The following is a 25,129-nucleotide window of genomic DNA, read 5'->3' as shown; positions in this document are numbered from 1 at the left end:
GCGGGATAGGTCGGACCGCAGCCGGGTCCGGGTGTGCCTCAGCAGATGCGCGGCAGTTGCTCTCCGATCGGCAGGTCGACCACGCGGGTGCCGCCGAGGCCGGTACGGGCCACGACCATGCCCGGGTGGGCCTCGACCGCCTCACCGATGACGGCCGCCCGGCGGCCGAGCGGGTGCGCACGCATCGCGGCGAGTACGGCCTCCGCGTGCTCGCGGGGTACGAACGCGACGAGCTTGCCCTCGTTGGCCACATAGAGCGGGTCGAGGCCGAGGATGGCGCAGGCGTTGGCGACGGGTACGGGGACGGGGACGCGGCCCTCCTGGATGACGACTCCCGCTCCCGAAGCGGCGGCGATCTCGTTGAGCGAGGCCGCCAGACCGCCCCGGGTGGGGTCGCGCAGTACGTGCAGATCGGGGGTGACCTCCAGCATGGCCCGCACGAGGCCACCGAGCGGGGCGCAGTCGCTCTCGATGTCCACGCCGAACTCCAGGCCCTCGCGGACACTCATGATCGCCACCCCGTGGAGGCCGATCTCCCCGCTGACGATCACCACGTCGCCGGGTACGACCCGCTGCGGCCGCAGGTCGACTCCCTGCGGGACGATGCCGATGCCCGCGGTGTTGATGTAGATCCCGTCCCCGTGGCCGGCCTCGACGACCTTGGTGTCGCCGGTCGCCACCTCGACCCCGGCCGCGCGTGCGGCGGCGCCGAGGGCCTCGGCTACGCGGGCCACCACGGAGATCTCGATGCCTTCCTCCAGGATGAATCCGCACGAGAGGTAGGCGGCCTGGGCTCCGTTCATGGCCAGGTCGTTGACCGTGCCGTTGACGGCGAGGTCGCCGATGTTTCCGCCCGGGAAGAACAAGGGGCGCACGACGTAGGAGTCGGTGGAGAATGCCAGCCGGACCCCGCCCAGAGTGACCGTCGCGGAATCGCCCAACTGGGACAGTACGGGGCCGCCGAAGGCGGGGGTGAAGAGGTGCTCGACCAGTTCGGCCGAGAGCGCGCCGCCGCCACCGTGGCCCATCACTACCCTGGGGCGGTCGCGCAGCGGCGCCGGGCAGGTCCAGCCGATGATGTCGAGGGTCGTGTCAGACAACGGGGCTCGCCTCCAGTGGCGTGTCGGTGGTGCCGGCCGGCACGGCGGCAGGGCTCGCAGGGGCCGTACGGGCCGGGGTGATCTCCAGGCGCCGGTAGAGGTAGTACGCGGCGCAGGCGCCCTCGCTGGAGACCATCGTGGCGCCGAGCGGGTTGCGCGGGGTGCAGGTGGTGCCGAAGGCCTCGCACTCGTGGGGCTTGAGCAGCCCCTGGAGCACCTCGCCGCTGCGGCACTCGGCCGGTTCGAGGGTGGTGATGCCGGTCACCGAGAAGCGGTGCTCGGCGTCGAACTCCCGGTAGCGGGGTGACAGTCGCCAGCCGCTGTCGGGGATCACGCCGATGCCGCGCCAGGCTCGGTCGGTGACCTCGAAGACGTCACCGAGCATGGCGAGCGCCGCCGGGTTCCCCTCCGGACGCACCGCGCGGGCGTACGCGTTGTCGACGGTGTGCTCGCCGCGCTCCAATTGCCGTACGGCCCTGCGCACGCCCTCCAGGATGTCCAGCGGCTCGAACCCGGTCACGACGATCGGGACGCTGTGGCGCGCGGCGAGCTCTGGGTACTCGCCGGTGCCCATGACGCTGCACACGTGCCCGGCGGCGAGGAAGGCCTGGACCCGGCAGCTCGGCGACTGCATGATCGCCTCGATCGCCGGGGGGACGCGGACGTGGGACACCAGCAGGCTGAAGTTGCGGATGCCGAGCTTCTTCGCCTGATACACCGTCATGGCGTTCGGCGGGGCCGTGGTTTCGAAGCCGATCCCGAAGAACACCACCTCGCGGCCCGGGTTCTGCTGGGCGATCCGCAGGGCGTCGAGCGGGGAGTAGACGACCCGTACGTCACCGCCCTCGCTGCGCACCTGGAACAGGTCCCGGCCGGTCCCGGGCACGCGCAGCATGTCCCCGAAGGAGCAGAAGATGACGTCGGGGCGGGAGGCGATCTCCAGGGCCTTGTCGATCACCTCCAGCGGGGTGACGCACACCGGACAGCCCGGCCCGTGGATCAATTCTACCAAGTCCGGCAGGAGTTGGTCGATGCCGTGCCGGATGATCGTGTGGGTCTGGCCGCCGCACACCTCCATCAGCGCCCAGGGGCGGGTCACCGTGGAGTGGATGTCCTCCAGGAGCCGGCGTGCGAGGTCGGGGTCCTGGAACTCGTCGATGTACTTCACTGCTGTGCCGCCTCCCGGGCCACGTCTTCGGCGTCGTCGGTGTCGTCGGCGAAGGGCCACGGATCACCGCCGGCCTGCGCCGCCTGCTCCCAGGGATCGCCGAACTCCTCCTGGAGCATTCCGAGTTCCGCGAAGAGTTCCAGGGTCTGCTTCGCGGACTCCTCGTCCAGCCGCTGGAGTGCGAAGCCGACGTGCACGATCGCGTACTCACCGACCCGGAGGTCCGGCAGATACTCCAAGCACACCTCCTTGACCACCCCGCCGAAGTCCACGGTGGCCATCCGGGTGCCGTCCTTCTCCTTGATCTCAATCACTTTGCCGGGTACCGCCAGGCACATAAGCTTCTCCTTGCTGGGGTGGGGGCGTCAGGAGGGCGGAGCCGGCCGCGGTGGCGGTGGCGGCCGCCACCATCAGCTGGCCGAGGGCCAGGCCGCCGTCGTTCGGCGGCACGCGGTGGTGCCGCAGTACGGTGAACCCGTGGCCGCGCAGGCGGCGGGCGCAGAGCGAGGACAGCACGGTGTTCGCGAAGACCCCGCCGGTCAGCGCGGCGGTCTCCACGCCGTACCGCTCGCGCGCCAGGAGGCACAGCTCGACGACGAGTCCGGCGACCCCGCAGTGGAAGCGGGCCGCGATCAGCGGGGATGGCGTACCCGCGCGGACCTCGGCCACGACGGCGGCCAGGACGGGCCCCGGATCGGCGACGACCGGGCCCCCGGCGCCGGGAGCGGGCGGGCGGAGGGGGAATCGGTACCCGTCCTCCTCCAGGGCCTCCTCTCCCGCGCGGCGCGCCGCCGATTCCAGTTCGATCGCGGCCTGGGCCTCGTACCCCGCGTGGTGGCACACTCCGGCCAGTGAGGACACGGTGTCGAAGAGCCGCCCCATGCTCGATGTGGGGGCGCAGTTCAGGTCGCGATCCAACTGGGAACGCAGGAGGCGTAGTTCATCGGGCGGGCAGGCCGTCGTGCAGGGCAGGTCCGGCGCCCAGTCGAGGCCCGCCGCCCGCAGGTGCGACAGGGCCATCCGGTACGGGCGCCGCACGGAGGCGTCCCCACCCGGCAGCGGTACGTAGGCGAGGTGGGCGAACCGGTCGTAGCCGGCGTAGTCGGCGAGGAGGAACTCGCCTCCCCACACGGCCCCGTCGTCCCCGTAGCCGGTGCCGTCGAAGGCGACGCCGATGACCCGCCGGCCGCCGTCCAGACCGTGCTCGGCCATGGCCGAGGCGACGTGAGCGTGATGGTGCTGGACGCGCACCAGCGGCCGGTCGCCCGCGTGCCGCCCTGCCCAGTGCGCGGAGCGGTACCCGGGGTGCCGGTCGGCGGCGAGCAGCAGGGGCGCGACACCCGTGACGGACTCCAACTGCCTTTCGGCGCGCTCGAACGCGTACTGCGTGGCCAGATCGTCCATGTCGCCGACGTGTGCGGACAGCCAGGCCCGGCGTCCCTCACCGAGGCAGAAGGCGTTCTTGAGGTCCCCTCCGACGGCGAGGCCCGCGGGGACGGACACGGGTAGCGGCAGGGGCAGCGGGGCGTGCCCGCGCGAGCGCCGGACGATCAGCGGCTCGCCGTCGCACACACGGACCACGGAGTCGTCGCACGGAACGTGGATCGGCCGGTCGTGGGTCAGCCAGGCGTCGGCGAGTCCGGCCAGCCGCTCCAGGGCGTCGGCCTCATCGGTGGCGATGGGCTCGCCCGAGAGGTTCCCGCTGGTCATGACCAGGAGCCGGGGCCCGGGCGGATCACCGGGCAGCCCGAGCAGCAGGTGGTGCACGGGGCTGTACGGGAGCATCATCCCGAGGTCGGGACTGCCCGGGGCCACCTCGGCGGCCAGGCCCGCGGTGCCCGCGCGGCGGCGCAGCAGCACGATGGGCCGCTCCCGCCCCGTGAGCAGCTCCCGCTCCTCGACGCCGACGTGGACGAGCCCCTCGACGGTGGGCAGATCACGGGCCATCAGCGCGAACGGCTTGTCGCCGCGGGCCTTGCGACGTCGCAGCTCCCGGACGGCGTCGGCGCGGCCGGCGTCGCAGGCCAGGTGGTAGCCGCCGATCCCCTTGACCGCGAGGACCGCCCCGGCGGCCAGGAGCCGTCGCGCGCCGGCCACCGGGTCGGCGTGGTCCGTCTCGCGCGGCGGCGTGCCGGCGAGCAGCCGCAGCCGGGGTCCGCAGGCCGGGCAGGCGACCGGCTGGGCGTGGAACCGCCGGTCGGCGGGGTCCGTGTACTCGCGGGCGCAGGCGGGGCACATCGGGAAGCCGGCCATCGTGGTGTGGGGCCGGTCGTAGGGGAGCGCCGTGACGATGGTGAAGCGAGGCCCGCAGTGCGTGCAGGTGATGAAGGGATGGCGGTGGCGCCGGTCGGCCGGGTCCGCGAGCTCGGCCAGGCAGTCGGCGCAGGTGGCCGTGTCGGGGGAGACCAGGGTGCGGGCGGGGCCGCCCGCGCGGGAGGCCAGGATGGTGAACCCGGCACCGCCTACGGCCGGGACCTCGGCATGGTCGACGGTGTCGACGACGGCGAGCGGGGGAGCGTCGGCCGCGAGCCGCTCGCAGAACTCCGCGACGGCCGACGGCGCGCCCTCCACCTCGGCCACGACGCCCTCCGCGGTGTTGGTGACGTGGCCGGCCAGTCCCAGGCCCGTCGCGCGGGTGTACACATACGGCCGGAACCCGACGCCCTGCACGACCCCGCGGACCGTGACCCGGCGGCGCTGGAGCACTTCCATCAGGACGTGCGCGCCGCGGCGGGACGGACGTGACGGCTGGGATCGGGGTGCGGGTGGGTGTGGTCATGGCCGTGGCCGTGGCCGTGGTCCGGTCCGTGTCCGTGGTCGTGCGCGTGCGTGTCCTGGCCGGAGGCTTGCCGGGCCATGACCGGCGTGTGCGTCGCCGCGCCCTCCGCGACCGCGGTCGCCCGGTCGAGCAGGATGCCCGCGCCCTCCCCGGAGCGCGCGGAGGTCAGTACGATCTCCACCCCCGGATTGACCTGCTGGACGTGTGCCCGGAAGGCCTCCTCGTCGAACTCGACCGGCCCCGCGAGGTCGGTCTTGGTGACCACCACGAGCTGGGCGAGCCCGAAGGCGGTCGGGTACTTCAGGGGCTTGTCCTCGCCCTCCGTCACCGAGGCCAGCACGACCCGCAGGGACTCGCCGAGGTCGTAGGAGGCGGGACAGACGAGGTTGCCCACGTTCTCCACGAACAGGAGCCGGGTGGCCTCGGGCAGCCAGCCGTCCAGGTGCCGGCCGAGCATGCCGGCCTCCAGATGACAGAGCCCGTCGGTGAGGACCTGCTTGACCGGTACGCCGGAACGCGCCAGGCGTACTGCGTCGTTCTCGGTGGCCAGGTCGGCGGTGAGGGCAGCCACCGCGATCCCGCGCTCCCGGGCGAGGAGCAGTTCGCACTCCAGCAGGGCCGTCTTCCCGCTGCCGGGGCTGGAGAGCAAGTTCACGGTCGCCGTGCCGCGGGCGGTGAGCTCGGTGCGCAGGGCGTGCGCGGCGGCGTCGTTCTTGGCGAGCACCGCCTGCTTCAGGTCGACCACTCGGCACATGGTTCGTCGCTCCTCGGAGTTCGGTTCGCGGAGGGGTCCGCGATGGGCGTCGACGGGGTCGCGGGCGTCGCGGGGGTGGCGGCCGGGGTAGCGGGGGCGGCCGCGCTGGCCTCGTCCCAGTCCACGCTGAGGATCTGCAGCTCACGGCCCGACAGCAGCTCCACGTGCGCGGCGCTCCCACAATCCGGGCAGCACAGCCGGGGCGGCATTCCGACGGCCCATTCCCCCGTGCAGGAGGTGCACAGCGCGCGGGCCCGCACCGGCTCGGTGACGAGCTCGGCACCGTCGAGGACCGTGCCCACGCAGGCCAGTTCGAAGCAGAAGGCCAGGGCGTCGGGAACCACCCCGGCCAGCTCGCCGACCTGGAGGCGCACTACGGTCACACCGCTCGCGCCGGCGGCTTCGGCCGCTTCCTCCACCTGGCCCACGACGGCCATGGCGATCGACATCTCGTGCATCGGACTCCGTCCTGCCGGGGCTCATTACAGCGGCAGGACGGGGACGGTGCGCCCGGGCACGCCGACACATCGTCCGCCGGGTACGCCGTTCGGGCGCTCCGCGGGCCGGTCCGGCGTGCGCGGGGCCTCGGAGCGGTGCGCGCCGTCGTGTCACATACGGCGCATGCGCAGGTAGCGCCTGAGGTCGGGGAGGATCTGCTTCAGCACGGCGACGAGCGCCGCCGCGGCCGCGCCGCCGATGACTGCCTTCTTCACGGGGTCCTCCTCAACTCGGCGACCGGGGCCCGCGCGACGTCGTGCCCTTCGCCTGCGTGCCTTGCGCGTTCGTGCGCTTCGCGGTCGTGTCCTTCGTGGGTACGGACCGGCTCCCCGGGGCCGTCCCCCAGCAGCTCCAGGATCATCCGTACCGCTCCCGGCAGCGCGGCGGCCACCGACTCGCTCAGCCCGATGCCCTCCTCGATCGACTCGGGCTCGCACCCCACGACCAGGATCCGCCGGGGCGGGGTGGAGCCGGTGCCCTCGCACAGGGTGCCCAGCAGGGCCAGTACGGCGTCGGGGGACATGTGGTGGCCGTCCAGCAGGGCGGCACCGGGCTGGACGGAGCCCGGTTCGCCAGCCTCGATGAGGTACAGCGTGCCGGGGGCGCCACCGCGGGCGGTGGCGTCCGCCAGGACCAGCATGTCGTAGCCGTCGAGGAGCTGGTAGGCGAGGTGGACTCCGCGCACGCCGAAGTCCACGGCCTCGACGTGGGGCGGCAGTTCGTGTGCGGTCAGATGCCGCATCACCTCCACCCCGAATCCGTCGTCGCCGAGGAAGACGTTGCCGATGCCCGCGACCAGGACGCGGCCGCCCGGAAGGGCGCCCGGAAGGCCGCCCGGAAGGCCGCCCGGAAGGCCGCTTGCCCTGGCACTCACGTGTCCGCCAGGGGCGAGAGTTCGTCGGGCTGGAAGTAGAGGAAGCGGCCCTGCTCGCGGCGGATGTCCGCCCCCGGATCGCCCTCCACGGTGACGGCGAGGTGCACGCCCCCGTCCACATCGTGCAGGACGGCCTCGACCAGGGCGGAGCGGCCCCGCAGGAACAGGTCCTGGGCGTCGGTGCGGCGCAGGCCCGGGCGCAGCAGCACCCGGCTGCCGACACCGATCGGTACGCCGTCGACGAGGACCCGGTCCCGCGAGGGATCCGCCGTGTCCGTGTGCGCCGGATCCCACCACGGGGTCTCCGGTCTGAACACGTCCTCTTCGTCGCGGAGTTCCGGGACCATGGACGGTTTGTCCGGGCCGGTGATCTCGCGCAGGGCGCGCACGGCGCCGTGCAGCCGCTCCAGTACCTCGGGGGGCATCGACTCGGCCAGCTCGATCACGGCGGCGGCCCTGGAGTCCGTGCCGCGCGCCTCCCGTTTCTCCTGGTCGGTGAGGGCGGCGGTGCGCAGCGCGAGGATCTCGTCGATCTCGGTGGCGTCGTACATCGTTCCGATGCTCTCGGGCGCGATGGCGGGATGGTCCTCCAGGATGATCGGCGAGGACAGCACCACGTCCGCGCGGCCCGGCTCCCCGGCGAGCACGGGCCAGGTGTGCCGGTTGACGCACGAGGCGACGGCGCTCCTGGCCCATTCCGGTGGATCGGTCATCGAAAGGAAGGAGCCGCCGCTCAGCCCCAGCAGGAGATGGGCGGCCACGAGCGAGTGCGGCAGCGCCGCCTCACGGTCCTCGCCGTCGGTGGCGGGGGACCAGGGGCTGGTGTTCTCCACCACCGCCGTCAGCTTCAGCACCCGGTAGGGGCCTTCGAGTTCGACGGCGCGCAGCCGTACGCTCCCCTCGATCCGCTCCGTACGCCGCACCAGGCGGCCGGCGCACTGCCCGTCGGCGCCGCTGACGGGCTCGGTGTCCTCCCGGGCTTCCCGCGAGAACGGGATCCGCGTTCCCTCGCCCGCGAGTTGGGCCAGGGTGACGCTCGCCTCGACCCGCTCCTCGGCCCCCTCGTCCCAGGGGACCAAGACCCGGTCGTCCAGGTGCAGCTCGGTGACCTCGGCGAAACCACCGCCGGGCAGGACCTGTTGGACGGTGCGCCGGCGCGCGTGCAGGAACCTCAGCTCGACGGTCAGCGCCGCGTCGCCCCTGGGCTCCATCAGGATTTCCGTCTGCTGGAAGGAGTGCTCCTCGTGCGCCGGGCCCCAGGCGGGCGGCACGAGCACGCCGAACTGCCAGCGCAGCCGGTTCTTGGCGGCCGAGGCCCGGTAGGGGTACAGCACGTACCCCTCGAAGAGCACCGCGTCGGCCACTTGCCGGGCGCTCGCGAACCGGGACTCCAGTGCGGTGGCCGTCGTCACGGCGCCGTCCTCTCGGTGACACGCGGCAGGGCGGTACCCAGCCGGAAGGGGAGTACGGGATCGGGCCGGCGGGCGGCCGCCGCGTCCAGAAGGGTCCGTACGGTCGCCTCCCAGGAGGCCAGGGCGTGCTGCGAACGGAAGGCGAGCAGCTCGTCCATGACGTCCCGGGGGAGTCTCAGCCAGCCGCAGCCGGGGAAGTGCTGCTCGACCATCTCGTGCCAGACCGCCACGGACATCCGGTACGAGGCCTCCCGGTCCCACGGCACCGGCTCGACGCGGAATCCGCCGGCCCCGGTGAAGGCGGTGCCCGAGAACAGCATCAGCAGCGGGGCCTCCCCGTCCTCCAGGGCGCTGAAGTAGCGGCTCGCGGCGATGTCCATGTCGTACGTGCACGGCACGGCCAGGTCGATCTCGGTCTCCCCGGTGAAACTGGGCACCATGAGGGCGACCTGCGCGAACTGCACGGGCTGCAGGGTGCTGCCCCAGCGGGCGCGCTCGCCGAACAGGTCGGCCAGGCCCGCCGCTTCGGCCGGTCCGTAGCCGCGCCGGGCGGGCTCGATGCGCAACTGGCAGCGCAGCGCCAGGGCGTGCACCCCGGCGGGCTCGGAGTCCTCGCCGGCCGTGACGCGCAGCCGGAACACCAGGGTGGGTCCGGCGGCGTACGGATCGGCGCGCACTCCGGTGCAGGTGAAGCCGAAGTCGGTCATGGCGCGGGTGCCTCCACCGGGGTCTTGGCCCGCCGCCCGACCTCGGCGAAGAACGCGTCCAGCGCGGCCCGGGCTTCGGCGCCGCCGTCGAACCCGGTCCACAGCAGCCGCATCCGGCCGACGAGCTCGTAGCACATGTCGATCGGCACCAGATAGCAGTCGGTCCGACCCTGCTCGCGGCGCACCAGCAGTGCCTCCACGTCGGGTTCGAGGAGCGGGGCGAGGCGTCCGGCGCCGAGCACGCTCTGCCAGGTCTCGGCGTCGAGTTCGCTCTCGGTGGCGCCGGCCGGGCTGGGGTAGAGGGCGACGAGCCGGTCGAGGGCGGCGTTGCGGAAGAAGAAGGCGACGCCGACGGGGATCTGGAGCATCTCCCAGGCAGCGTCGTCGAGTTGATGAGCGGGGTCGGCGAGGACGCGGCTCGGGACCGCGCGGAAACGGCCGGTGGCGACGCCGGGACGGTCGAACAGCAGGGCGCACGCGGTGCACGCGCAGACCAGCGCCCGCTTCTCGGTCTCCACGACGTGGCGGTGCGCGTTCTCGGCGACCACCACCCCGCACAGCCCGCAGACCTCCGGGCTGACCGGGCGGGCACCGGCGAACCGGCGCAGGCCGCGCGGGGCGCGCGACGGATCCGGCGCGGTCGAGGGGTCCGCCGCGCGCCGGCCCCGCCCGCCCTCCGGGTGGAGGGCGGGCGGCGACCACCTGGGCGTGCCGCTCACAGGGCCCGCGCCGGGTTCTGTGGGCGGGTGCCGATCTGGAGCAGGGCCGGGGCCGGGGCCTCGGCCGGCGCCATCTCCACCGCGATCACCTCGGGAGCGAAGCAGGCGAGGGCGTCCTCGACGGCCTGCGAGGGCCCCGCGTCGGCCTCGGCCGCCGAGCTCCCGCAACCGCAGCCTCCCGCAGGGGCCGGCCGCAGCCGCAGCGTGCCGGTGGCCTCGTCGAAGCCGAGGAGCTCCACGGGTTCCCGTACGCTCGCCAGGGCGCGGGCGATACGGGCGTCCACGTCCTCGGGATGCAGATCGTGCAGGGCCAGCAGGCTGGCCACCAGCTCGTCGTCGAGGAGCCTGGTGAGCGGAGCCTCGCCGAGTCCGGCGACGATCCGGGCGAGCCCGGCGCCGTAGAAATCCATGAGGACACGCACCAGTTCCTCGGCGGCCGCGCACACCTCCCGGTCTCCCGTCGCGGCCAGTCGGTCGAGGACCTCCTCGACGCGCACACCTGTCTGGCGGGCATCGGCCCTCACGGCCGCGTCCGCGGTCATCCGCCCAGTCCGCTCAGTCCGGTGGGCACGTGCATCTGCTTCACCGTCTGGCCCTTGCCCACGTACATGTGGACCCCGCACGGCAGACAGGGGTCGAAGCTGCGCACGGCCCGCATGATGTCGATGCCCTTGAAGTTCTCCGGGGTGTTCTCCTCGAAGATGGGCGTGTTCTGCACGGCGTCCTCGTACGGTCCGGGCGTGCCGAAGGTGTCGCGGGTGCTGGCGTTCCACGGGGTCGGCGGGTACGGGTGGTAGTTGGCGATCTTCCCGTCGCGGATGACCATGTGGTGCGACAGGACGCCCCGTACGGCCTCGGTGAAGCCGACGCCGATGGCCTGGTCGGGCACCTCGAACTTCTCCCAGGTCTGGGTGCGTCCGGCGCGGACCTCCGCCAGTCCCTTCTCGGCGCAGTGCAGGGCGATGGCGGCGGCGTACGCCTGGAAGTAGGTACGGGCCCGGTTGCGCTCCAGGGCGTTGCTCCACTTCGGGATCTTCCACTCGAAGCGGGTCTCCGGCTTGGTCATGGTGCGGGGCAGCGTGATGACGACGCTGTGCCCGGTGGCCTGGACGTAGTCGGTGTGTACGAGCCCCGACAGGGCGGTGGACCACAGGCGTGCGAGGGGGCCGCCGCCGGTGTCGAGGGCGAGGTGGTCCTTGCCGTCGAACCAGCGCGGGGACATCACCCAGCTGTACTTGTCGTCGAAGTCCCGCTTCTGCGGGGCGGGGATGGTGTGCTGGTTCCACGGGTGGCGGGCGTCGACCGGGTTGCCGAGCGGGTCGTGGGTGACGAACTTCTCCTGGCCCTGCCAGTCGTCGTAGTACGAACTGCCGAGCAGGATCCGGATGCCGAGGTTGATCTCGGTCAGGTCGTTGGTGACGAGCTTGCCGTCCACCACCACGCCCGGGGTGACGAACATCTTCCGTCCCCAGTCGGTCATGTTGGCGTACGTGAAGTCGCAGTGCTCGGGGTCGTTGAGCGCACCCCAGCACCCCAGCAGCACGCGCCGGCGGCCGACTTCCTCGTACCCGGGCAGGGCCTCGTAGAAGAAGTCGAACAGGTCGTCGTGGAGCGGCACGACACGCTTCATGAACTCGCAGTACCGCATGAGACGGCTCATGTAGTCCGTGAAGAGCTGGACGGAGGCGATGGTGCCGACGCCGCCGGGGTACAGGGTGGAGGGGTGCACGTGGCGCCCCTCCATCAGACAGAACATCTCCCGGGTGTAGCGGCTGACCTGGAGGGCCTCGCGGTAGAAATCGCCCTCGATCGGGTTGAGCGAGCGCATGATGTCGGCGATCGTCTTGAAGCCGTGCTCGCCCGCGTGCGGGGCGGGGGTGCGCTCGGCCAGCTCCAGGACGCCCGGGTTCGTCTCGCGGACCATCTTCTCGCAGTAGTCGACCCCGACCAGGTTCTCCTGGAAGATGTTGTGGTCGAACATGTACTCCGCGGACTCGCCGAGGTTGATGATCCACTCGGCGAGGTGCGGCGGCTTCACCCCGTAGGCCATGTTCTGCGCGTACACGGAACACGTGGCGTGGTTGTCCCCGCAGATCCCGCAGATGCGGCTGGTGATGAAGTGCGCGTCGCGGGGATCCTTGCCGCGCATGAACACGCTGTAGCCGCGGAAGACCGACGAGGTGCTGTAGCACTCCGCGACCCGCTTCTGCTTGAAGTCGATCTTCGTGTGGATGCCGAGACTGCCCACGATCCGGGTGATCGGATCCCAGGCCATCTCCACCAGGCCGCTGCCGTCGCCGGCAGCCTTCGTCTTGGGTGCCATCGTGTCTGCCGTGACCCTTCGGTGCTGGATCGGGGGTTCTCACAGGGGGGGGGGGCGGGTGCAGGGGGCGAATGTCGCCCTGTGTGGTGCGAGTTGGGGTCGGGGGACCCCGCCGGTCACCAGGGCGGGCGGTAGCCGGTGGTCAGCTTGTCCCCGCGGTGGCGCCACTTCGGCTCTTGGTCCACGGTGTGCGCCGTGATAGCCCGGAGCTTGCGGACCACCGCCCCGTACGCGCCGCTCGCGGCGCTGGACACCTTGCCGCCGGGCGGTTCGTCCATGAAGGGCATGAACTTGTCGGGGAAACCGGGCATGGTGCAGGCGATGCAGATGCCGCCCACGTTCGGACAGCCGCCGATGCCGTTCATCCAGCCGCGCTTGGGCACGTTGCACTTGACGACAGGGCCCCAACAGCCGAGCTTGACAAGGCACTTGGGGGAGTCGTAGGTGTGGGCGAACTGCCCCTGCTCGTAGTAGCCGGCCCGGTCGCAGCCCTCGTGCACGGTCGCGCCGAACAGCCAGGTGGGGCGCAGTTTGTCGTCGAGGGGGATCATCGGGGCCGAGCCCGCCGCCTGGTAGAGCAGGTAGGTGAGCGTCTCGGAGAAGTTGTCCGGCTGGATCGGGCAGCCGGGCACGCACACGATCGGGATCCCGGCCTTGGACTTCCAGTCCCAGCCGAGGTAGTCGGGCAGGCCCATGGCGCCGGTCGGGTTGCCTGCCATCGCGTGGATGCCGCCGTACGTGGCGCAGGTGCCGATGGCCACGACCGCCAAGGCCTTGGGCGCGAGCCGGTCGATCCACTCGCTGGTGGTGATGGGCTGGCCTGTCTCCGGATTGTCGCCGAAACCGCACCAGTAGCCCTCGGGCTTGATGCTCTCGTTGGGGATGGAACCCTCCACGACAAGCACGAAGGGGTCGATCTCGCCGCGCTCCCCCTTGAAGAACCATTCGATGAACGTGTCCGCCCCGCCCACGGGACCGCATTCAAAATCGATCAGCGGCCAGTGCACGGCGATCTTGGGGAGACCGGGCAGTACGCCCATGACGATCTCCTCGATGCTGGGCTGCATGGCCGCGGTCAGCGACACGGAGTCGCCGTCGCAGCTCAGCCCCGCATTGATCCAGAGGATGTGGATCGGAGGGTCTTCGGCCTCGGCCGGCGCTGATGTGTCCATCCGGATGTCTCCTAGGGGAGGAGAGGAGGGGGGAAGGTGAGGTCCGTGCATCGGCCTCACCCTTCTTGCTAACAGGTGACCGGTCCCGACGCCCGTTCATGTGCGCCAGTCCAGTGACCGTGCGCAGGGCCGCCACTGTCCGTGTGCCCGTGCCCGTGCCCGTATCTGTGCTCCTCCCCCGGCGTGACACCGTGCGCGCGGCCCAGGTGCGCAGGAGTGGCCGCCGGGGTCTCCTTGCGTACGAACGCCCTGCGCAGGGCGTGGTACGGGGCCTCGGGGTCGAAGAAGATGTCCCGCATCCGTGCCAGCTCTTCCTCCCGGTACGAGGCCAGGGGCCGGACCGACTCGTCGAGCTCGCGTCGCGCCTTCTTCCCGGCGATCCGGGCCTGCACGGCCGGGGAACCGGCCAGCCGGACGGCGAGCCGGGCCGTGACGTCGGCGAAGGCCTCCGGAGCGCAGGAGACCGTCCGGTCGGCCAGCCCCAACCGCACGGCGGTGGCGGCGCCGACGGGCAGCGCGTCGGAGGCGAGCCGCTCGGCGGCCCGCTCACCGACCCGTCGCGGCAGGCTGTACGTCCAGTACTCCGAGCCGTACAGCCCCATCAGGCGGTAGTGGGGATTGAGGACCACGCCCGAGCGGCACCAGACCTCGTCGGCGGCGAGGGCGAGCACGGCCCCGCCCGCGGCAGCGTTGCCACCGAGGGCCGCGACGACGAGGCGGTCGGTGGTGGTCAGGACGGCCTCCACGAGGTCGTCGATGGCGTTGATGTTCGCCCAGGACTCCTCGGCCGGGTCGGCGGCGTCCTCGATGACGCCCAGGTGGATGCCGTTGGAGAAGAAGTCGCGGCCGCCGCCGAGGACCAGTACCGAGGTGGGGCGGGAGCAGGCGGTCCGGTAGGCATCGAGCAGTCGTCGGCATCGTCCGGTGTCCATCGCCCCGCCAGGGAACGAGAAGGACAGGAACCCGGCCCCGCCGTCCTCCCGATAGCGGATCTCGGACCATCCGCGCCGGTTCCCGGAACCGGCGCCGAGCACCGGGGCGGGGTACTCCGGGAGGGGCCGCGGCAGGTGCGTCGGGTGCAGCCGGTTGCCAAGGGCAACGGTGGCGGGGAGTTTGAGGGGAAGCGGCTCCCCGGGAGCGCGCCGCGCCCGGAGCTCGGGGATCCAGACGGCGCCGTCGGTGGTGGCCCGGCAGACGGCCCCGGCTCTGGTGGCCAGCAGTTCGCCCGGGCGGCCGCGCAGCAGGAACTCGCGGTGGCCACCGTGCAGGTACCACTCGGTGTCGAGTAGCTCGTCCAGTACGCCGGGCTGGGAGTCGGCGGCGCGCAGGACGCGCAGCACCCGCTCCGTGGGGTCCGTCCGCCAGTCGATCCGGCGGTCTTCCTGGCGCAGGTACGGCAGGGCGTGGCCAGTGACCTGGGGCTGTGCCCGGTAGGCGCCGGTGGCGAAGCGGTCGACGGCGAGAAGGACCGCCTCGAGAGCGGCGTCGGCGATCTCACCGCGGTAGAGGTCGCTCTTCGAGGCCGGCGGGAGATCGCACTCGACGGTGGCCCAGACATCCCCCGCGTCCATCTCCTCGACGGCCTGCAGGACCGTGACGGCCCAGCGTGTCCGCCCCTCCTGGACGGCCCGGTCGAGAGAGGAGGGGCCCCGGTCGCCGACCGGCCCCGGGTGGACGATCAGGCAGGTGCGAGTGGACCACACCTCCCGGGGGATGGCCGTGCGCAGCATCGGCGCAATGACGAGGTCCGGCTCGTGTCGGTCTACGGCATCAGCCAAGTCCGCCCCCGGAAGGGCGAGTTCGACCGCGACGCAATGGCCACGCTCGCGCAGCTCGGCGTGGACGCGCTGAGTGAGGCTGTTGAAGGCGCTCGACACGAGCAGGACCTGCACCTGACTACCTCCGCTCCTGGGCGACCGATCATGACCAGAACATGACCGGCCGCCTGAGATCGTGGAGTACTGGGGGGACTCCCAGCACGACGACGAGCCGGGTTTTCGCTCGAAAGCGTGGTCTCACGGGTCCACTCAGCGGCGCCCTGAACGGCTCACCGATCAGGGCAGTACATTTCACCCTGCCGGAACTTGCCCCTCCGGCTGATTCGCCAGTTACTGAGGGCTGGCAAAACAGCGCCTCGCCACCGGCTCCGCGGACTTTGGCCCCGACCAGCGGTGGGCCTCTGGACACGCAGCTTCTGGATGTCGCTGGCTGGGCGGCGGAGGAGAAGGCTGGCGGAGCCCAACTGATCGCAGGGCGCGCCCCTTACGGTCCCTGTGGCCGGGCCCTCTTTGGCCCCGCCGAGTCTGAACCTGACAGTCCGTTCCTTTGGCACGGCGACACGCTCTGAGTCCGGCAATCTCGGAGGATCTTCGAGGTCTCCACGCGGGCGAAGACGTGCTCGACGCGGGCGCGGACCTGCTTGTGGGACTTGTTGCTTTCCTCAGGGAGTGGAGTCCCCACGGGCCGAGTTGACATGGGGGTCCTGACCGGCGCCCGTGTGTCGAGAGGAGTGCTTCGGCCGCCGGAGCGGGAACTGATCAAAAAAGACTGTCCGGCAGACATAGCCGAGGTGTGCAGTGGGAGCAGGACAGCAGTGATCGGCAGCACCGGGGCTTGGCGATCCGGAGGGGGAGCTCATGACGGTCAACGTGGTTCTGGTGTCGGGTGAACAAGCAGAGCTGATTGATGCTGCCGTGGCAGTCGGGGACCGCTACACCAAACGACTGGGGCTGCTGACCCCAACCGCATACCAGCAGGCCGCGGACGAGGGCGGCCTGCTGGTCGCCTTGGAGGGCGAGCGGGTCATCGGCTATGCGTTCTTCGGACTGCCGAAGCGGAGCCGGTGCGTGAGGCTGGCTCACCTATGTGTGGCTGAGGAGCATCGCGGTAAGCGCGCAGCGCGCCAACTGGTGCAGGCCATGCGGGAGGCCCAGTCCCACCGCCTCGCCATTAAGGTGAGGTGCCGGCGCGACTACGAGCTCAGCGGTATGTGGACCAGCCTGGGCTTCGTGCCCCGTGGTGAGGGGCTGGGGCGGGGCCTGAAACGGAAGACCCAGGATTCCTGGTGGCTGGACCTCGGGAAGCTGAGAGCGAAGCTCTGCTGGTGGTGACGGCGGATCATTCGGTGTTCGCCGGCCTGAGCGGACGCGGGTCCCAACGGGAGGTCGAGGAGGCCCGCGCTCTGGAGGTCGGCTGGCTCACCGATCTCGTCGAGCTGGCATTCACACCACAGCTCCTCCCCTGCTGGCACCCGTATCGCCTAGGGATCAGCAACTCCCACTAGTCACCTCCAACTGACTGCGCAGCGTCCTCGCTGCTACGGGTCACCCTAGCTGTGGAGTCCTGGCTCCCCGCTCTCATCAGCAAATATGCGTACGTCCGTCCGGCTGGGGACGAACCTGTGCGGTGGAGCGTTCGGTGTGGCCCCATCCGGACAGCCTTGTATGGGGCCGGACGGGGCCACAACCGAGACCGGGGTCCGGTGCGCGGGCCAGTTCAGGTGCCGGTGCTGTGACGAACCACGACATCAGCCGAGAAGCCCGCGTGCCTCAGCGGCGCGGCCGCCTCGATCATCCCCGCCAGCGCGGTGTGCACCACTCTGAGCTGTGGACTCTGTCGCCCCTCCTCCCCGAGCGGGGCTATGGCACTGCGGTGGAGTCGGACCGCGCGCCGGTAGAGGAGCTCGATCTCGCGGTTGAGGGCGAGGACGGACATCTGGGGGTCGCGGGTGATGAGGTACTGGCCGAGTACGTAGAGGAAGCACTCGCGTTCCTTCTCGCACATGTGGTCCCGGTCCCAGACCTTGGCGATCTCGAACTGGTTGGAGGTCATGTGGTCGAGGGCGGTTTCCCTCGGCATACCGTCTTCGCCGGCCTCCTTGACGAGGTCCCACAGTTCGAGGCCGAGGTCGGACGGCGACCTGCGTCGGGAGTTCACAGCTGGTCTCCTTCCCCGCCGCCGAGGAGCCGGGCGAGCTCGTCGTCCATGTCGGTCTGGCCGGTTGTGACGACGTGCTCGCACCAGTCGCAGACTGCCCGGACCTTCTTGACGCTGTCGAGGACGGCTTCCTCCTCCTCGGTGGTCAGCAACTCCTCTTGGGCCAGCACGACAGCGTTCTGCATCGAGACGCAGAACGTGGTGCACTGACCGAGGATCTTCAGTACCGAAGAGGGGCTCTCGCGATAGCTGACCGAGGGCTTGGTCTCGCTTTCGGTTCCGGCGGAACGAGAAGGAGGCGGACAGGAGGCGGGCGTTTCCCACTGCGCCTTGGCTTCCTCCTCCAAGCGCTGGGACCGATCGCGGTTGGCGTCTCTAATGGCTCGCCTGAACCCAGGGTCCTCGATGGCCCGTTTCAGGACTTCTGTGCGGTCGGCGAGTTGGGTTACGGCTTCCGCAGCCTCATGCGTATCGCGGAGGAGACGTTTCGCGGTATCGATCCGCTCCGTCGACGTGGCTGGAACTTCAGGCAAGCCGCGCCGGGCCCGCCGGACGGCGTCGTAATGCCAGACCCCGAGCTCTCGGGGGTCCAACTCGTCCGATGGTTCTTCCCGGATCAGCTGGAACCGGTTGGGAAGGCCCGCCAGACCCTCGTGCACGCTCCACGGGACATCCGAACGGCGATGCTCGACAGGCCAGGCGCGTGCCACGTAACGGTACTTCACCAGGGTCGATCCCTTCGACCGGATCTGCTTGGCGAAAAGCTCGGTGATCCGGGTGATCTCGCCACCGCCCCGTGGCTGGCCGTCCAGCATCTCGTTGAGCATGTCGCCCATCTCGAAATTGCTTGCGCTCTTGGCCCGCAAGATGCGCCGACCGCGCTGTACGTAGGTCAGCCAGTCCTCGCGGGTGTACCCAGATGGGATCTCAATAGCAGGCATGCATGGCTCCCGTGCTTGTAGTCGAAAGCCAGGTGCAGGAGGACGCCCCAGGCGGCCATAGCCGCGCCCACGAGACCTGACTGTGCCGTCGGCAGCGTCCTGCTCGACAGCACCCGCCGGGAGGCGCGCCCTCCGGCGCAGAGGGGTAGAGCTCGTTACGGCGGCGTGCACGGAGCGGCCAAGCGCTACCCGCGCACGCGGGAGCTATGGGTGTTTTCTGGGCATGTCCAGGAAGCGGATCAGGGCAGGTTGGCCTGCCCGACCGGGACGGGAAGGCCCACCGGTCATGGACCCCAAGTGGCAGCTCCGGGTCAACAGGGGAGCCTAGGCGTTGGAGCCGGTCGTGCGCCTCGATGATGAGGGACTGGATGGCATCGTGCTGTGGGCGGCGGGCAAGCCCGTTCGGCTGTCCGCCGGCTGGTGGGACCTAATTGAGCGCGTGCAGCACGTTGAGGTGTGGGGCCCGTTGGGAACTGGATCCGCAGGCGGTCGAGGCCAGGCTGCCGTCCATGGGCTCGCACAGCAAACGCTTCTTTCTCGGCAGGTGCGCCCTGTCGCCCGCGCTCATCCAGGAGTGCTTCGCCGAGGACACGGCGCATCCCCTGGCCTGGAACCCCCACACCCCGGCCCACGCCGTCGCCCGCCTCGCCCGCCACCCCGAAACCAAGGTCCGGGAGATGGTCGCCGCCCGGCCCGATCTGCAACCGGACCTGTCCGCCGCGCTGAGGGCGGATCCGGATGAGGGCGTGCGGATGCGCGCCCGCCTCCGCCCCTTCTCGCGCAGCTGGGCCGAGTACTGGGCGATCCATGCGGTCATCGGGCACGGCCCGGACTGCACCTGCCCGATCACCGAGCCGGCCGAGGAGCCGTCGCCCGAATGGTTCGCCGCCTGCGCGGCGGCCGCGGAGCCAGTGCTGCGGCGGGTTGCGGCGATGTGGCCCGGTCTGGCTGCCGATCTCGCCGAGACGCTCGCTCGAGACGAAGACGAGGAGGTACGGATCCGGTTGGCCTGCTACCACCCCCTGGCCCCACCACAACTCCTCCTGGACGTCTTCGTCACCCGCCCGGCCCACCGCCCGCACCTGCGGACCCTGCCAGCGTTCCCCCGTAGCGGCCTGGCCCATCTCATCGGCCACCCGGATCCCGAAGTACGCGCCCTGGCTGCAATCGATCCCGGCCTGCCCGAACCCCCGGTGGACGACCCCGATGAGTCGGTGCGCCGGGCCGCCGCCGCCAACCCGAGCCTGGCACCGGAGTTCCTGGAGGCCCTCCTCGCAGACCCCCGCACCGCAGAAGGCGCTGCCGCCAACCCATCGCTGCCCGTCCCCCGCATGCACGCGCTCCTCGACCACTGCCTCAACAGCGCCGCCACCCCAGCGGCGACAGCCGGAGACCGAGGGCAGACGTCCACGTAGCGATCACAGCTATGACAGCCTCCGGCGCCCTGCTACAGACGCCGCACTTGCTGCATGACGCTGATGCCGAGGGAGTGGCCGGGGCGCGCGGCAGAGGCGCCTGCCCGTGCTCATCTCAGTAGTCGGTGGAGGAGTAGCTGACGTGTGCGGTTCCATCGGGTGTGAAGCGGATGTCCAGTCCGATGTCGTAAGCGCCTTTCGTGGTTTCGGCCATCGGGTCACGGTGCACTGTCACGCAGAGGTCACCTGCGCATGCCGAAGGCATCCCCGTAGCCGACGGCGGCTCACGGTCAGGGAAGTAACGAGTTACCCAGGTCTCCACGTCAGCCTGCGGCATCAGCCAGGTTCCTCTGTACGAGCGGTCCATCACGCCGTGGCTTTCGCACTTGGCGTGGGATGCCCGATCCGGGAGCTCGGCCATCGCGAACTCGACGGCTTCTTTGCATGAAACGTCTGTGGACATGTCCCCCCGAAGACGGGAGGCGACGTTGACGACTGAGCATGCTGCGAACGTCACCAGGCCGGAGACGATGACGAGGATGAGCAATCCCCGTCTCCTGCTTGTGGACTGATGGTCTGCCGACGTCCTCAATGAGGGCCCCCTCATAGTTGATACGCGCCACTTCACATGCTGAACGCGTTCAAGTTACATCCCTGGTCCTGGACCTAGGACCTGTCCGGCGGATCATATGACTTTCATGTTGGCTGCTCGTTGCTTCGGGCATGGGCCGGGGGGATCTAACGAATCGCGAGTGGGCGCTCCTGGAGCCGCATCTGCCGCCGTCGGGCGGTCGGGGAAGCCAGTGGAGCGACCACCGCAGAGTGATCAACGGGATCCTGTTCCGGGTTCGGACCGATGTTCCGTGGCGCGCTCTGCCGGAACGCTACGGCTCCCGGAAGACCCTTTATGAAGGCTTTTTACCAGGCGCCAGTCGGGGCCTCATACGGGCCTCCGCGGCCAAGGCCACTTGATTGGCAGCGGCCTCGACGGCCGCCTCCTTCACCGTCATGTCCGCGATGAACTTCCAGCACGGCGTGAGCACGGCCAGCAGGGCCGGCAGTGAGCAGGACGGCCCAATGGCTGCAAGGAGGGCTTTGTCGAGGAAGGTAGAAGTCAGCAACGCGCGAGGCCCCTACCGGAACATGACGCGGCCTACGACAGCGACCTGCTCGGGCGCCTCTGGGGCGCCCTGTGCCCAAGGTTTTCCCGCGCCGCTTCGCGTACCGCGGGATCCGGGTCGTCGAGCAGGGCTTCCCGCTGCGCCGGGCTGAGCCACTGCCACTCCCAGGTAGCGCGCACGCGGAGGCCGGGGTGTTCGTGCCCGGCCATGGAGCGTTGGAACGACAGCGGGATCTGCCGGGAGAAGGTGAGCTCCTGGATGATCTCGTTCTCGGTGAGAATCCCGTCATCGCCCGCGTCCCGGGCGGTCAGGAGGGTGACGAGGATGTCCTCCGGCAGCGGCCGGACCCGTCGGGCCCGTGGGCGGGGGCCGCCGGCGAGCCAACCACGGACGATCCCGGACGGGTCCGTGGCCAAAGGAGCGAGTCGCGCGGGGCCGATGTAGCGGTTGAGGGCGAGCGCGCCGCGGATCTTGCGGTCCGGATGGCGGAGCGCCGCCTCGACAACGTCGCCGGGCAGATCGCGGCCCTCGCACATCAGCGGGCCCACCTCACCGGCGGCTCGATCCATCAGGCGTATCAGTACGTCGGAGGGCCCCGCCGGATTGAAAGCGACGCCGCGCAGCCACGGTTCACGCAGAGAGTCGGACACCGCGTCATCCTGCCACCCCAACGCGCCCGGAGGGATGGGCCACCACGAGCTCCGGGCCGCGACCGTCAACCTCGACGGTTGACCCGGCAACGTTGAGATGGCCACGGATGCCGCGACGGTACGAGCTGCTCTTCCCAGGAGTGTCGGATATGACTGAGTGTGGCGTGGGGGATTCAGTCCCTGGCCGCGAGGATCGTCTGCGCGGCTCGTGCCGCTTGGGCCGCTATGCCCGCGATGCTTAACGTGATGAACGGACCGTCTCCGGCGAGGTCTCCTACCACCTGTAGACGCGGGTCGGCAGGAACGAGGCCCCCGGTCGGGTGCAGCTCGGCCGAGCCGTCGGCCACCAGGGCCGTGATCAGCGGGCCGGCCGTCCGAGGGATCGCTCGCGGCGGCGGATTCACGGCGTTGACGACGGAGTCAAAGGTGCGTTCGCCGTCGTCGCAGCGCACCCGGAACATCCCGTCCGCTGCCTCGATCTTGCGGACGCCCGCGGCGGTGGTGAGTTGCCCGGATTTCAACAGTCGCATCATGGTGGCCGCGTTCACCGGGACCATCGGTGAGGCCACGCTCGTCGCCATACGGAAGTGACGCCGCAGCCGCATGCGGTCGGGCTCGGGCAGCAACCGCCAAGCGTACGGGCCGACGCTGTGCGCTGTCTCTTGGAGGACCCGGCGGCCAATCCTGACGTCGTCGACAGCGGCCAGTTGCGCCTGCAAGCGCCGGACCGGCTCTTCGGACTCGGTCGCCGCCAGTTCGGCCACGAAGGCTTCGAAGTCCTCTCCTGCCTCATCCAGTTCGGCGCGCAGCAGCCCGATGAGGTCGTCGAGGGTGACGACACCGTGCTGCCGGTGAAGCGCCGCCACTTGCTCGACGGTCACGTGCTGCGGCCGGTGGTCGACCGGGCGCTGCCAGACGTGGGGCAGCACACCGCTGCGGGACAGCAGCGTGATCGGCCCGGTGTGCCCGCGCGCGGCGAGCGACACGACGACGTCGACCGCGGTCAGGCCGCTCCCGATGACCGCGATGCTGCTGCCGTGCGGCACCCTGTCGAGTGTGCGTGCCAGCGGGTACGGATCGTTCACGAAACCGGAGGCGCCGCCGAGACCGTAGTGGTCGGGCAGCGTTCCCCCTCCCACGCACAGCGCCACGTGGTCGGCCTCGTGCCCACGCCCGTCCTCGGTGCGCAGGGACCAGTTGGCCCCGGATCGGGCTGCCCCGATGACGCGGGCGGTGACGATGCGAACCCGCCAGCCGTGTTCGCGCAGGGTGGCCAGCGCGGTCTCGGCGGTGTGCGTGAGGTATTCGCCGTAGAGGGCGCGCGGAACCAGCGGCTGGCCCAGCCGATTGTCGAGGTGGCTGGTGCCATGCGTGCCCAGCCAGGCCGCGTAGTGCCCCAAGTTCAGATGGCGGATCGACATGATGGCCGGTGGCGCGTTGACCAACACCGTGTCCAGGTCAGGGCCGTAGGGGCGGCCTCGCCAAAGATGCGGGGACGGCTCGAACACTGTGACGGCCCCAGGGCTGCCGGCGGTGGCCGCCAGTGTGTCCAGCAGGCCGACCGTGGCAGCACCCGCTCCGACGATTGCGATGTCCATGTTTTTCCCTTCATATTCCAGGCCACCGCCCAAGGAGCCGCGGCCTCTCCGAGCCTCGCCGCCGCCCGTGTCGAGCCCCATCCCCCACGAGCGGTGACCTGAAGGGAATGACCCCCTCAAACGGGGGGTTGGCGCAGGACAGGAGGGCGGGCAGGCTGGCCTGCATCCAATCCACGGGAGGGATTTCCATGCCTGATGCGCGCCGCCAGGCCGAGGTGCCGTCAGGTCACGCCAAGGTGCTGTCGGGGACGGAGCGGGCCACCGACACACGCGAACTCTTCAGCCGGACGTCCACCAACCTGCGACGGCTTATGCCGTTCGACTCGGCCGTATGGGCGGCCACCGACCCGGAGACCGGCCTCATCACCGCGCCGATGCTGGTGGAGAACCTCGGCTCCAGCGAGAGCTGCGCCGAATACTGGGAAAGTGAACTCCTGGAGGAGAACGTCCTCCCGTTTCGGGACCTCGCCCGCGCTGCTGTCCCGGCGGCGGGCCTGCGCGCGGCCACCGGCGATCTGCCTCAACGCAGCGCGCGCTTCCGCCGGCTACTCGGGAGCCAGGGCGTGGATGACGAGCTACGGGCCGTACTGCGGGTCGGCGACCGGCCATGGGCTGTGGTGAGCCTGTTCCGCATGCGCGGCGGCGCCCCGTTCGGCCCGGCCGAGATCACGCTGCTCGCCGGTCTGTCCGGTCCGCTGGCCTCTCGGGTACGCCGGTTGGCCCGCCCTTCCGCCTCCGGCGGCGCAGGCGACGCACGCGCGCCCGGACTGGTGCTCTTCGATCCTTCCGGCGAGCCGATGTCGATCAATGAGGAGGCGCGGCAGCATATCGCGCAGCTCCCTGACGGTCCTTCCATCCCCTCACAATTGGGCCTGCGGCTGCCGATCTGGGTGGTTGCCACTGCGCTACAGGCGCGCGCGATCGCCCGTGGCCGCGACAGGGCAGGCGGTGCGAGAGTGCGCATCCCAACCGTTGACGGCCGCTGGTTGACCTGCCACGCCTCCTGTCTGAGCGGCCCGGCTGGGCAACCCGGTCCCGTGGCACTAGTCATCGAGCCGGCGGCCGCCGCCGACCGGGCAGTCCTCATCGCCGAGGCGTACGGCCTGACGACGCGCGAGCTGGAAATCACCCAGCTCATCACGCGCGGGTTGCCCACCACCGAGATCGCCTCGACGCTGTTCATCTCCCCGCACACCGTGCGCGACCATCTCAAGGCCGTCTTCGGCAAGGCGGAGGTCTCCAGTCGAGGCGAACTCGTCGCGCGATTGTTCACCGAGCACTACCGGCCCGGGTAAGTACCTTCGCCTGCGGTCATCGGATAGCAGGAGATCCCTGACCTTGCCTCCGCCATCCGGATGGCGGCCGGTTGGCTGGCTGCCATGGGCCTGCCTGTTCACACCGCGAACTGCCGCGGGCCTGCCGGCGACCGAACTGCCCCGCGCACCGGGCTGCAGCTGCCCGCTCTAACGCGGTGGCGCCCCCGCCACTTCGACGTCGTCGAAGAGCTCCAGCATCCGGCTCAGCACCCGCACACAGGCGGCAACCTCGCCGTCGGTGAGGCCGCCGCCGGTCCGCCGCAGCAGGGCGTGCTCGCGGGCGGCCGCGGCGGTGATGGCGGCAAGGCCGGCATCGGTGAGCCGGATCAGCGAGGAGCGTTGGTGCGCCGGGTTGGGGACAGCCTCGGTGAATCCGTGCGCGGCGGCATCGTTGACCATGCGCTGCACGAACTGTCGGCTCAGGGACTGGGCCTGGCTCATCTGCGGGACGGTCATAGGCCCGTGCTCGCGCAGCAGGTCGAGTACGGCGCGCACCCCGACCGAGAGGTCCTGTCCAGGGGCGTCCTGCTCGATCTTGCGCTGGACGCGCCGGTAGAGCGGCCCGACGAGTCCGAACACCTCCATCAGTCGCTCGGGCAGTTCGTCGGGAGAAAGCGGTCGGCCGGTCTGGGTCTCGTTCACGCCA

General features: G+C 70.7%; 24 protein-coding genes and 2 pseudogenes. 4 read left to right on the top strand and 22 right to left on the bottom strand.

Going from position 1 to position 25,129, the window contains the following annotated elements; translation table 11 throughout:
• Window positions 1–38: 38 nt before the first annotated feature.
• From hypE to ACFYYB_RS27035, 16 genes and pseudogenes are all read right to left on the bottom strand, one after another.
• On the bottom strand, window positions 39–1,100 hold the full coding sequence (gene hypE / locus ACFYYB_RS27110; RefSeq protein WP_389438199.1) for a hydrogenase expression/formation protein HypE: 1,062 nt from the start codon (window positions 1,098–1,100) through the stop codon (window positions 39–41).
• Complete coding sequence (gene hypD / locus ACFYYB_RS27105; RefSeq protein WP_389438198.1) at window positions 1,093–2,268, bottom strand: hydrogenase formation protein HypD; 1,176 nt, start codon at window positions 2,266–2,268, stop codon at window positions 1,093–1,095. The genes hypE and hypD overlap by 8 nt, the downstream gene beginning before the upstream one ends.
• Window positions 2,265–2,606: a HypC/HybG/HupF family hydrogenase formation chaperone gene (locus tag ACFYYB_RS27100; RefSeq protein WP_389438197.1), complete on the bottom strand. Its 342-nt coding sequence runs from the start codon at window positions 2,604–2,606 to the stop codon at window positions 2,265–2,267. Before ACFYYB_RS27100 ends, hypD begins: the two co-directional genes overlap by 4 nt.
• Window positions 2,575–4,980 (bottom strand): carbamoyltransferase HypF, encoded by a 2,406-nt coding sequence (hypF, locus tag ACFYYB_RS27095; protein ID WP_389438196.1) that lies wholly within the window; start codon window positions 4,978–4,980, stop codon window positions 2,575–2,577. Before hypF ends, ACFYYB_RS27100 begins: the two co-directional genes overlap by 32 nt.
• Window positions 4,980–5,801: a hydrogenase nickel incorporation protein HypB gene (hypB, locus tag ACFYYB_RS27090; RefSeq protein ID WP_389438195.1), complete on the bottom strand. Its 822-nt coding sequence runs from the start codon at window positions 5,799–5,801 to the stop codon at window positions 4,980–4,982. The genes hypF and hypB overlap by 1 nt, the downstream gene beginning before the upstream one ends.
• Entirely contained in the window at window positions 5,780–6,259 is a 480-nt protein-coding gene (locus ACFYYB_RS27085; protein WP_389438194.1) for a hydrogenase maturation nickel metallochaperone HypA, read from the bottom strand. The genes hypB and ACFYYB_RS27085 overlap by 22 nt, the downstream gene beginning before the upstream one ends.
• Window positions 6,260–6,409: 150 nt before the next feature.
• Entirely contained in the window at window positions 6,410–6,514 is a 105-nt protein-coding gene (locus tag ACFYYB_RS27080; RefSeq protein WP_389438193.1) for a DUF6893 family small protein, read from the bottom strand.
• On the bottom strand, window positions 6,511–7,098 hold the full coding sequence (locus tag ACFYYB_RS27075; RefSeq protein WP_389438460.1) for a hydrogenase maturation protease: 588 nt from the start codon (window positions 7,096–7,098) through the stop codon (window positions 6,511–6,513). Before ACFYYB_RS27075 ends, ACFYYB_RS27080 begins: the two co-directional genes overlap by 4 nt.
• Window positions 7,099–7,169: 71 nt before the next feature.
• Complete coding sequence (locus ACFYYB_RS27070; RefSeq protein WP_389438192.1) at window positions 7,170–8,585, bottom strand: hypothetical protein; 1,416 nt, start codon at window positions 8,583–8,585, stop codon at window positions 7,170–7,172.
• Window positions 8,582–9,292, bottom strand: coding sequence for a DUF6084 family protein (locus tag ACFYYB_RS27065; RefSeq protein ID WP_389438191.1), 711 nt, complete (start codon window positions 9,290–9,292; stop codon window positions 8,582–8,584). Before ACFYYB_RS27065 ends, ACFYYB_RS27070 begins: the two co-directional genes overlap by 4 nt.
• Window positions 9,289–9,900: a DUF5947 family protein gene (locus ACFYYB_RS27060; RefSeq protein WP_389438459.1), complete on the bottom strand. Its 612-nt coding sequence runs from the start codon at window positions 9,898–9,900 to the stop codon at window positions 9,289–9,291. The genes ACFYYB_RS27065 and ACFYYB_RS27060 overlap by 4 nt, the downstream gene beginning before the upstream one ends.
• 107 nt (window positions 9,901–10,007) lie before the next feature.
• Window positions 10,008–10,553, bottom strand: coding sequence for a hypothetical protein (locus tag ACFYYB_RS27055; protein ID WP_389438190.1), 546 nt, complete (start codon window positions 10,551–10,553; stop codon window positions 10,008–10,010).
• On the bottom strand, window positions 10,550–12,334 hold the full coding sequence (locus ACFYYB_RS27050; RefSeq protein WP_389438189.1) for a nickel-dependent hydrogenase large subunit: 1,785 nt from the start codon (window positions 12,332–12,334) through the stop codon (window positions 10,550–10,552). The genes ACFYYB_RS27055 and ACFYYB_RS27050 overlap by 4 nt, the downstream gene beginning before the upstream one ends.
• 116 nt (window positions 12,335–12,450) lie before the next feature.
• Entirely contained in the window at window positions 12,451–13,506 is a 1,056-nt protein-coding gene (locus tag ACFYYB_RS27045; RefSeq protein WP_389438188.1) for a hydrogenase expression protein HypE, read from the bottom strand.
• A 68-nt stretch (window positions 13,507–13,574) separates the two neighbouring features.
• A complete protein-coding gene (locus ACFYYB_RS27040; RefSeq protein ID WP_389438187.1) occupies window positions 13,575–15,398 on the bottom strand; it encodes a hydrogenase maturation protein in 1,824 nt (607 codons plus the stop codon).
• A gap of 457 nt (window positions 15,399–15,855) precedes the next feature.
• Window positions 15,856–15,960: pseudogene (locus ACFYYB_RS27035) on the bottom strand (IS5/IS1182 family transposase); the annotation flags it as partial.
• A 182-nt stretch (window positions 15,961–16,142) separates the two neighbouring features.
• Between ACFYYB_RS27035 and ACFYYB_RS27030 the strand changes: the two are divergent.
• Complete coding sequence (locus ACFYYB_RS27030) at window positions 16,143–16,616, top strand: GNAT family N-acetyltransferase (protein WP_389438185.1); 474 nt, start codon at window positions 16,143–16,145, stop codon at window positions 16,614–16,616.
• A gap of 385 nt (window positions 16,617–17,001) precedes the next feature.
• Here the strand turns inward: ACFYYB_RS27030 and ACFYYB_RS27025 are convergent, their stop codons facing one another.
• Both ACFYYB_RS27025 and ACFYYB_RS27020 read right to left on the bottom strand, forming a co-directional pair.
• Window positions 17,002–17,442: a hypothetical protein gene (locus ACFYYB_RS27025; RefSeq protein WP_389438184.1), complete on the bottom strand. Its 441-nt coding sequence runs from the start codon at window positions 17,440–17,442 to the stop codon at window positions 17,002–17,004.
• Entirely contained in the window at window positions 17,439–18,383 is a 945-nt protein-coding gene (locus ACFYYB_RS27020) for a DUF6192 family protein (RefSeq protein ID WP_389438182.1), read from the bottom strand. The genes ACFYYB_RS27025 and ACFYYB_RS27020 overlap by 4 nt, the downstream gene beginning before the upstream one ends.
• Window positions 18,384–18,892: 509 nt before the next feature.
• On the opposite strand from ACFYYB_RS27020, the gene ACFYYB_RS27015 reads away from it, so the two are divergent.
• Window positions 18,893–19,798, top strand: coding sequence for a hypothetical protein (locus ACFYYB_RS27015; protein WP_389438181.1), 906 nt, complete (start codon window positions 18,893–18,895; stop codon window positions 19,796–19,798).
• 115 nt (window positions 19,799–19,913) lie between these two features.
• On the opposite strand, the gene ACFYYB_RS27010 is transcribed toward ACFYYB_RS27015, so the two are convergent.
• Entirely contained in the window at window positions 19,914–20,345 is a 432-nt protein-coding gene (locus ACFYYB_RS27010) for a hypothetical protein (protein WP_389438179.1), read from the bottom strand.
• 176 nt (window positions 20,346–20,521) lie between these two features.
• Between ACFYYB_RS27010 and ACFYYB_RS27005 the strand changes: the two are divergent.
• Window positions 20,522–20,710 (top strand): annotated as a pseudogene (locus ACFYYB_RS27005) (transposase); the annotation flags it as partial.
• A gap of 241 nt (window positions 20,711–20,951) precedes the next feature.
• Here the strand turns inward: ACFYYB_RS27005 and ACFYYB_RS27000 are convergent.
• Window positions 20,952–21,569 (bottom strand): hypothetical protein, encoded by a 618-nt coding sequence (locus tag ACFYYB_RS27000; RefSeq protein WP_389438178.1) that lies wholly within the window; start codon window positions 21,567–21,569, stop codon window positions 20,952–20,954.
• 173 nt (window positions 21,570–21,742) lie between these two features.
• Window positions 21,743–23,167 carry an FAD/NAD(P)-binding protein gene (locus tag ACFYYB_RS26995; RefSeq protein WP_389438177.1) on the bottom strand — a complete coding sequence of 475 codons (1,425 nt, stop codon included), beginning with the start codon at window positions 23,165–23,167 and terminating at the stop codon, window positions 21,743–21,745.
• Window positions 23,168–23,355: 188 nt separating this feature from the next.
• Here ACFYYB_RS26995 and ACFYYB_RS26990 point away from each other — a divergent pair, with 188 nt between their 5' ends.
• Window positions 23,356–24,462 (top strand): LuxR C-terminal-related transcriptional regulator, encoded by a 1,107-nt coding sequence (locus tag ACFYYB_RS26990; RefSeq protein ID WP_389438175.1) that lies wholly within the window; start codon window positions 23,356–23,358, stop codon window positions 24,460–24,462.
• A 168-nt stretch (window positions 24,463–24,630) separates the two neighbouring features.
• Here ACFYYB_RS26990 and ACFYYB_RS26985 read toward each other — a convergent pair whose 3' ends face one another.
• On the bottom strand, window positions 24,631–25,068 hold the full coding sequence (locus ACFYYB_RS26985) for a MarR family winged helix-turn-helix transcriptional regulator (protein ID WP_389438458.1): 438 nt from the start codon (window positions 25,066–25,068) through the stop codon (window positions 24,631–24,633).
• Window positions 25,069–25,129: the final 61 nt, after the last annotated feature.

It is taken from the genome of Streptomyces sp. NPDC002886, from assembly GCF_042888445.1.
In the GTDB taxonomy this organism is placed as follows: domain Bacteria; phylum Actinomycetota; class Actinomycetes; order Streptomycetales; family Streptomycetaceae; genus Streptomyces.
The sequence above is the reverse complement of the archived record's forward strand: the minus strand, read 5'-3'. Positions and strand labels throughout refer to the sequence as shown.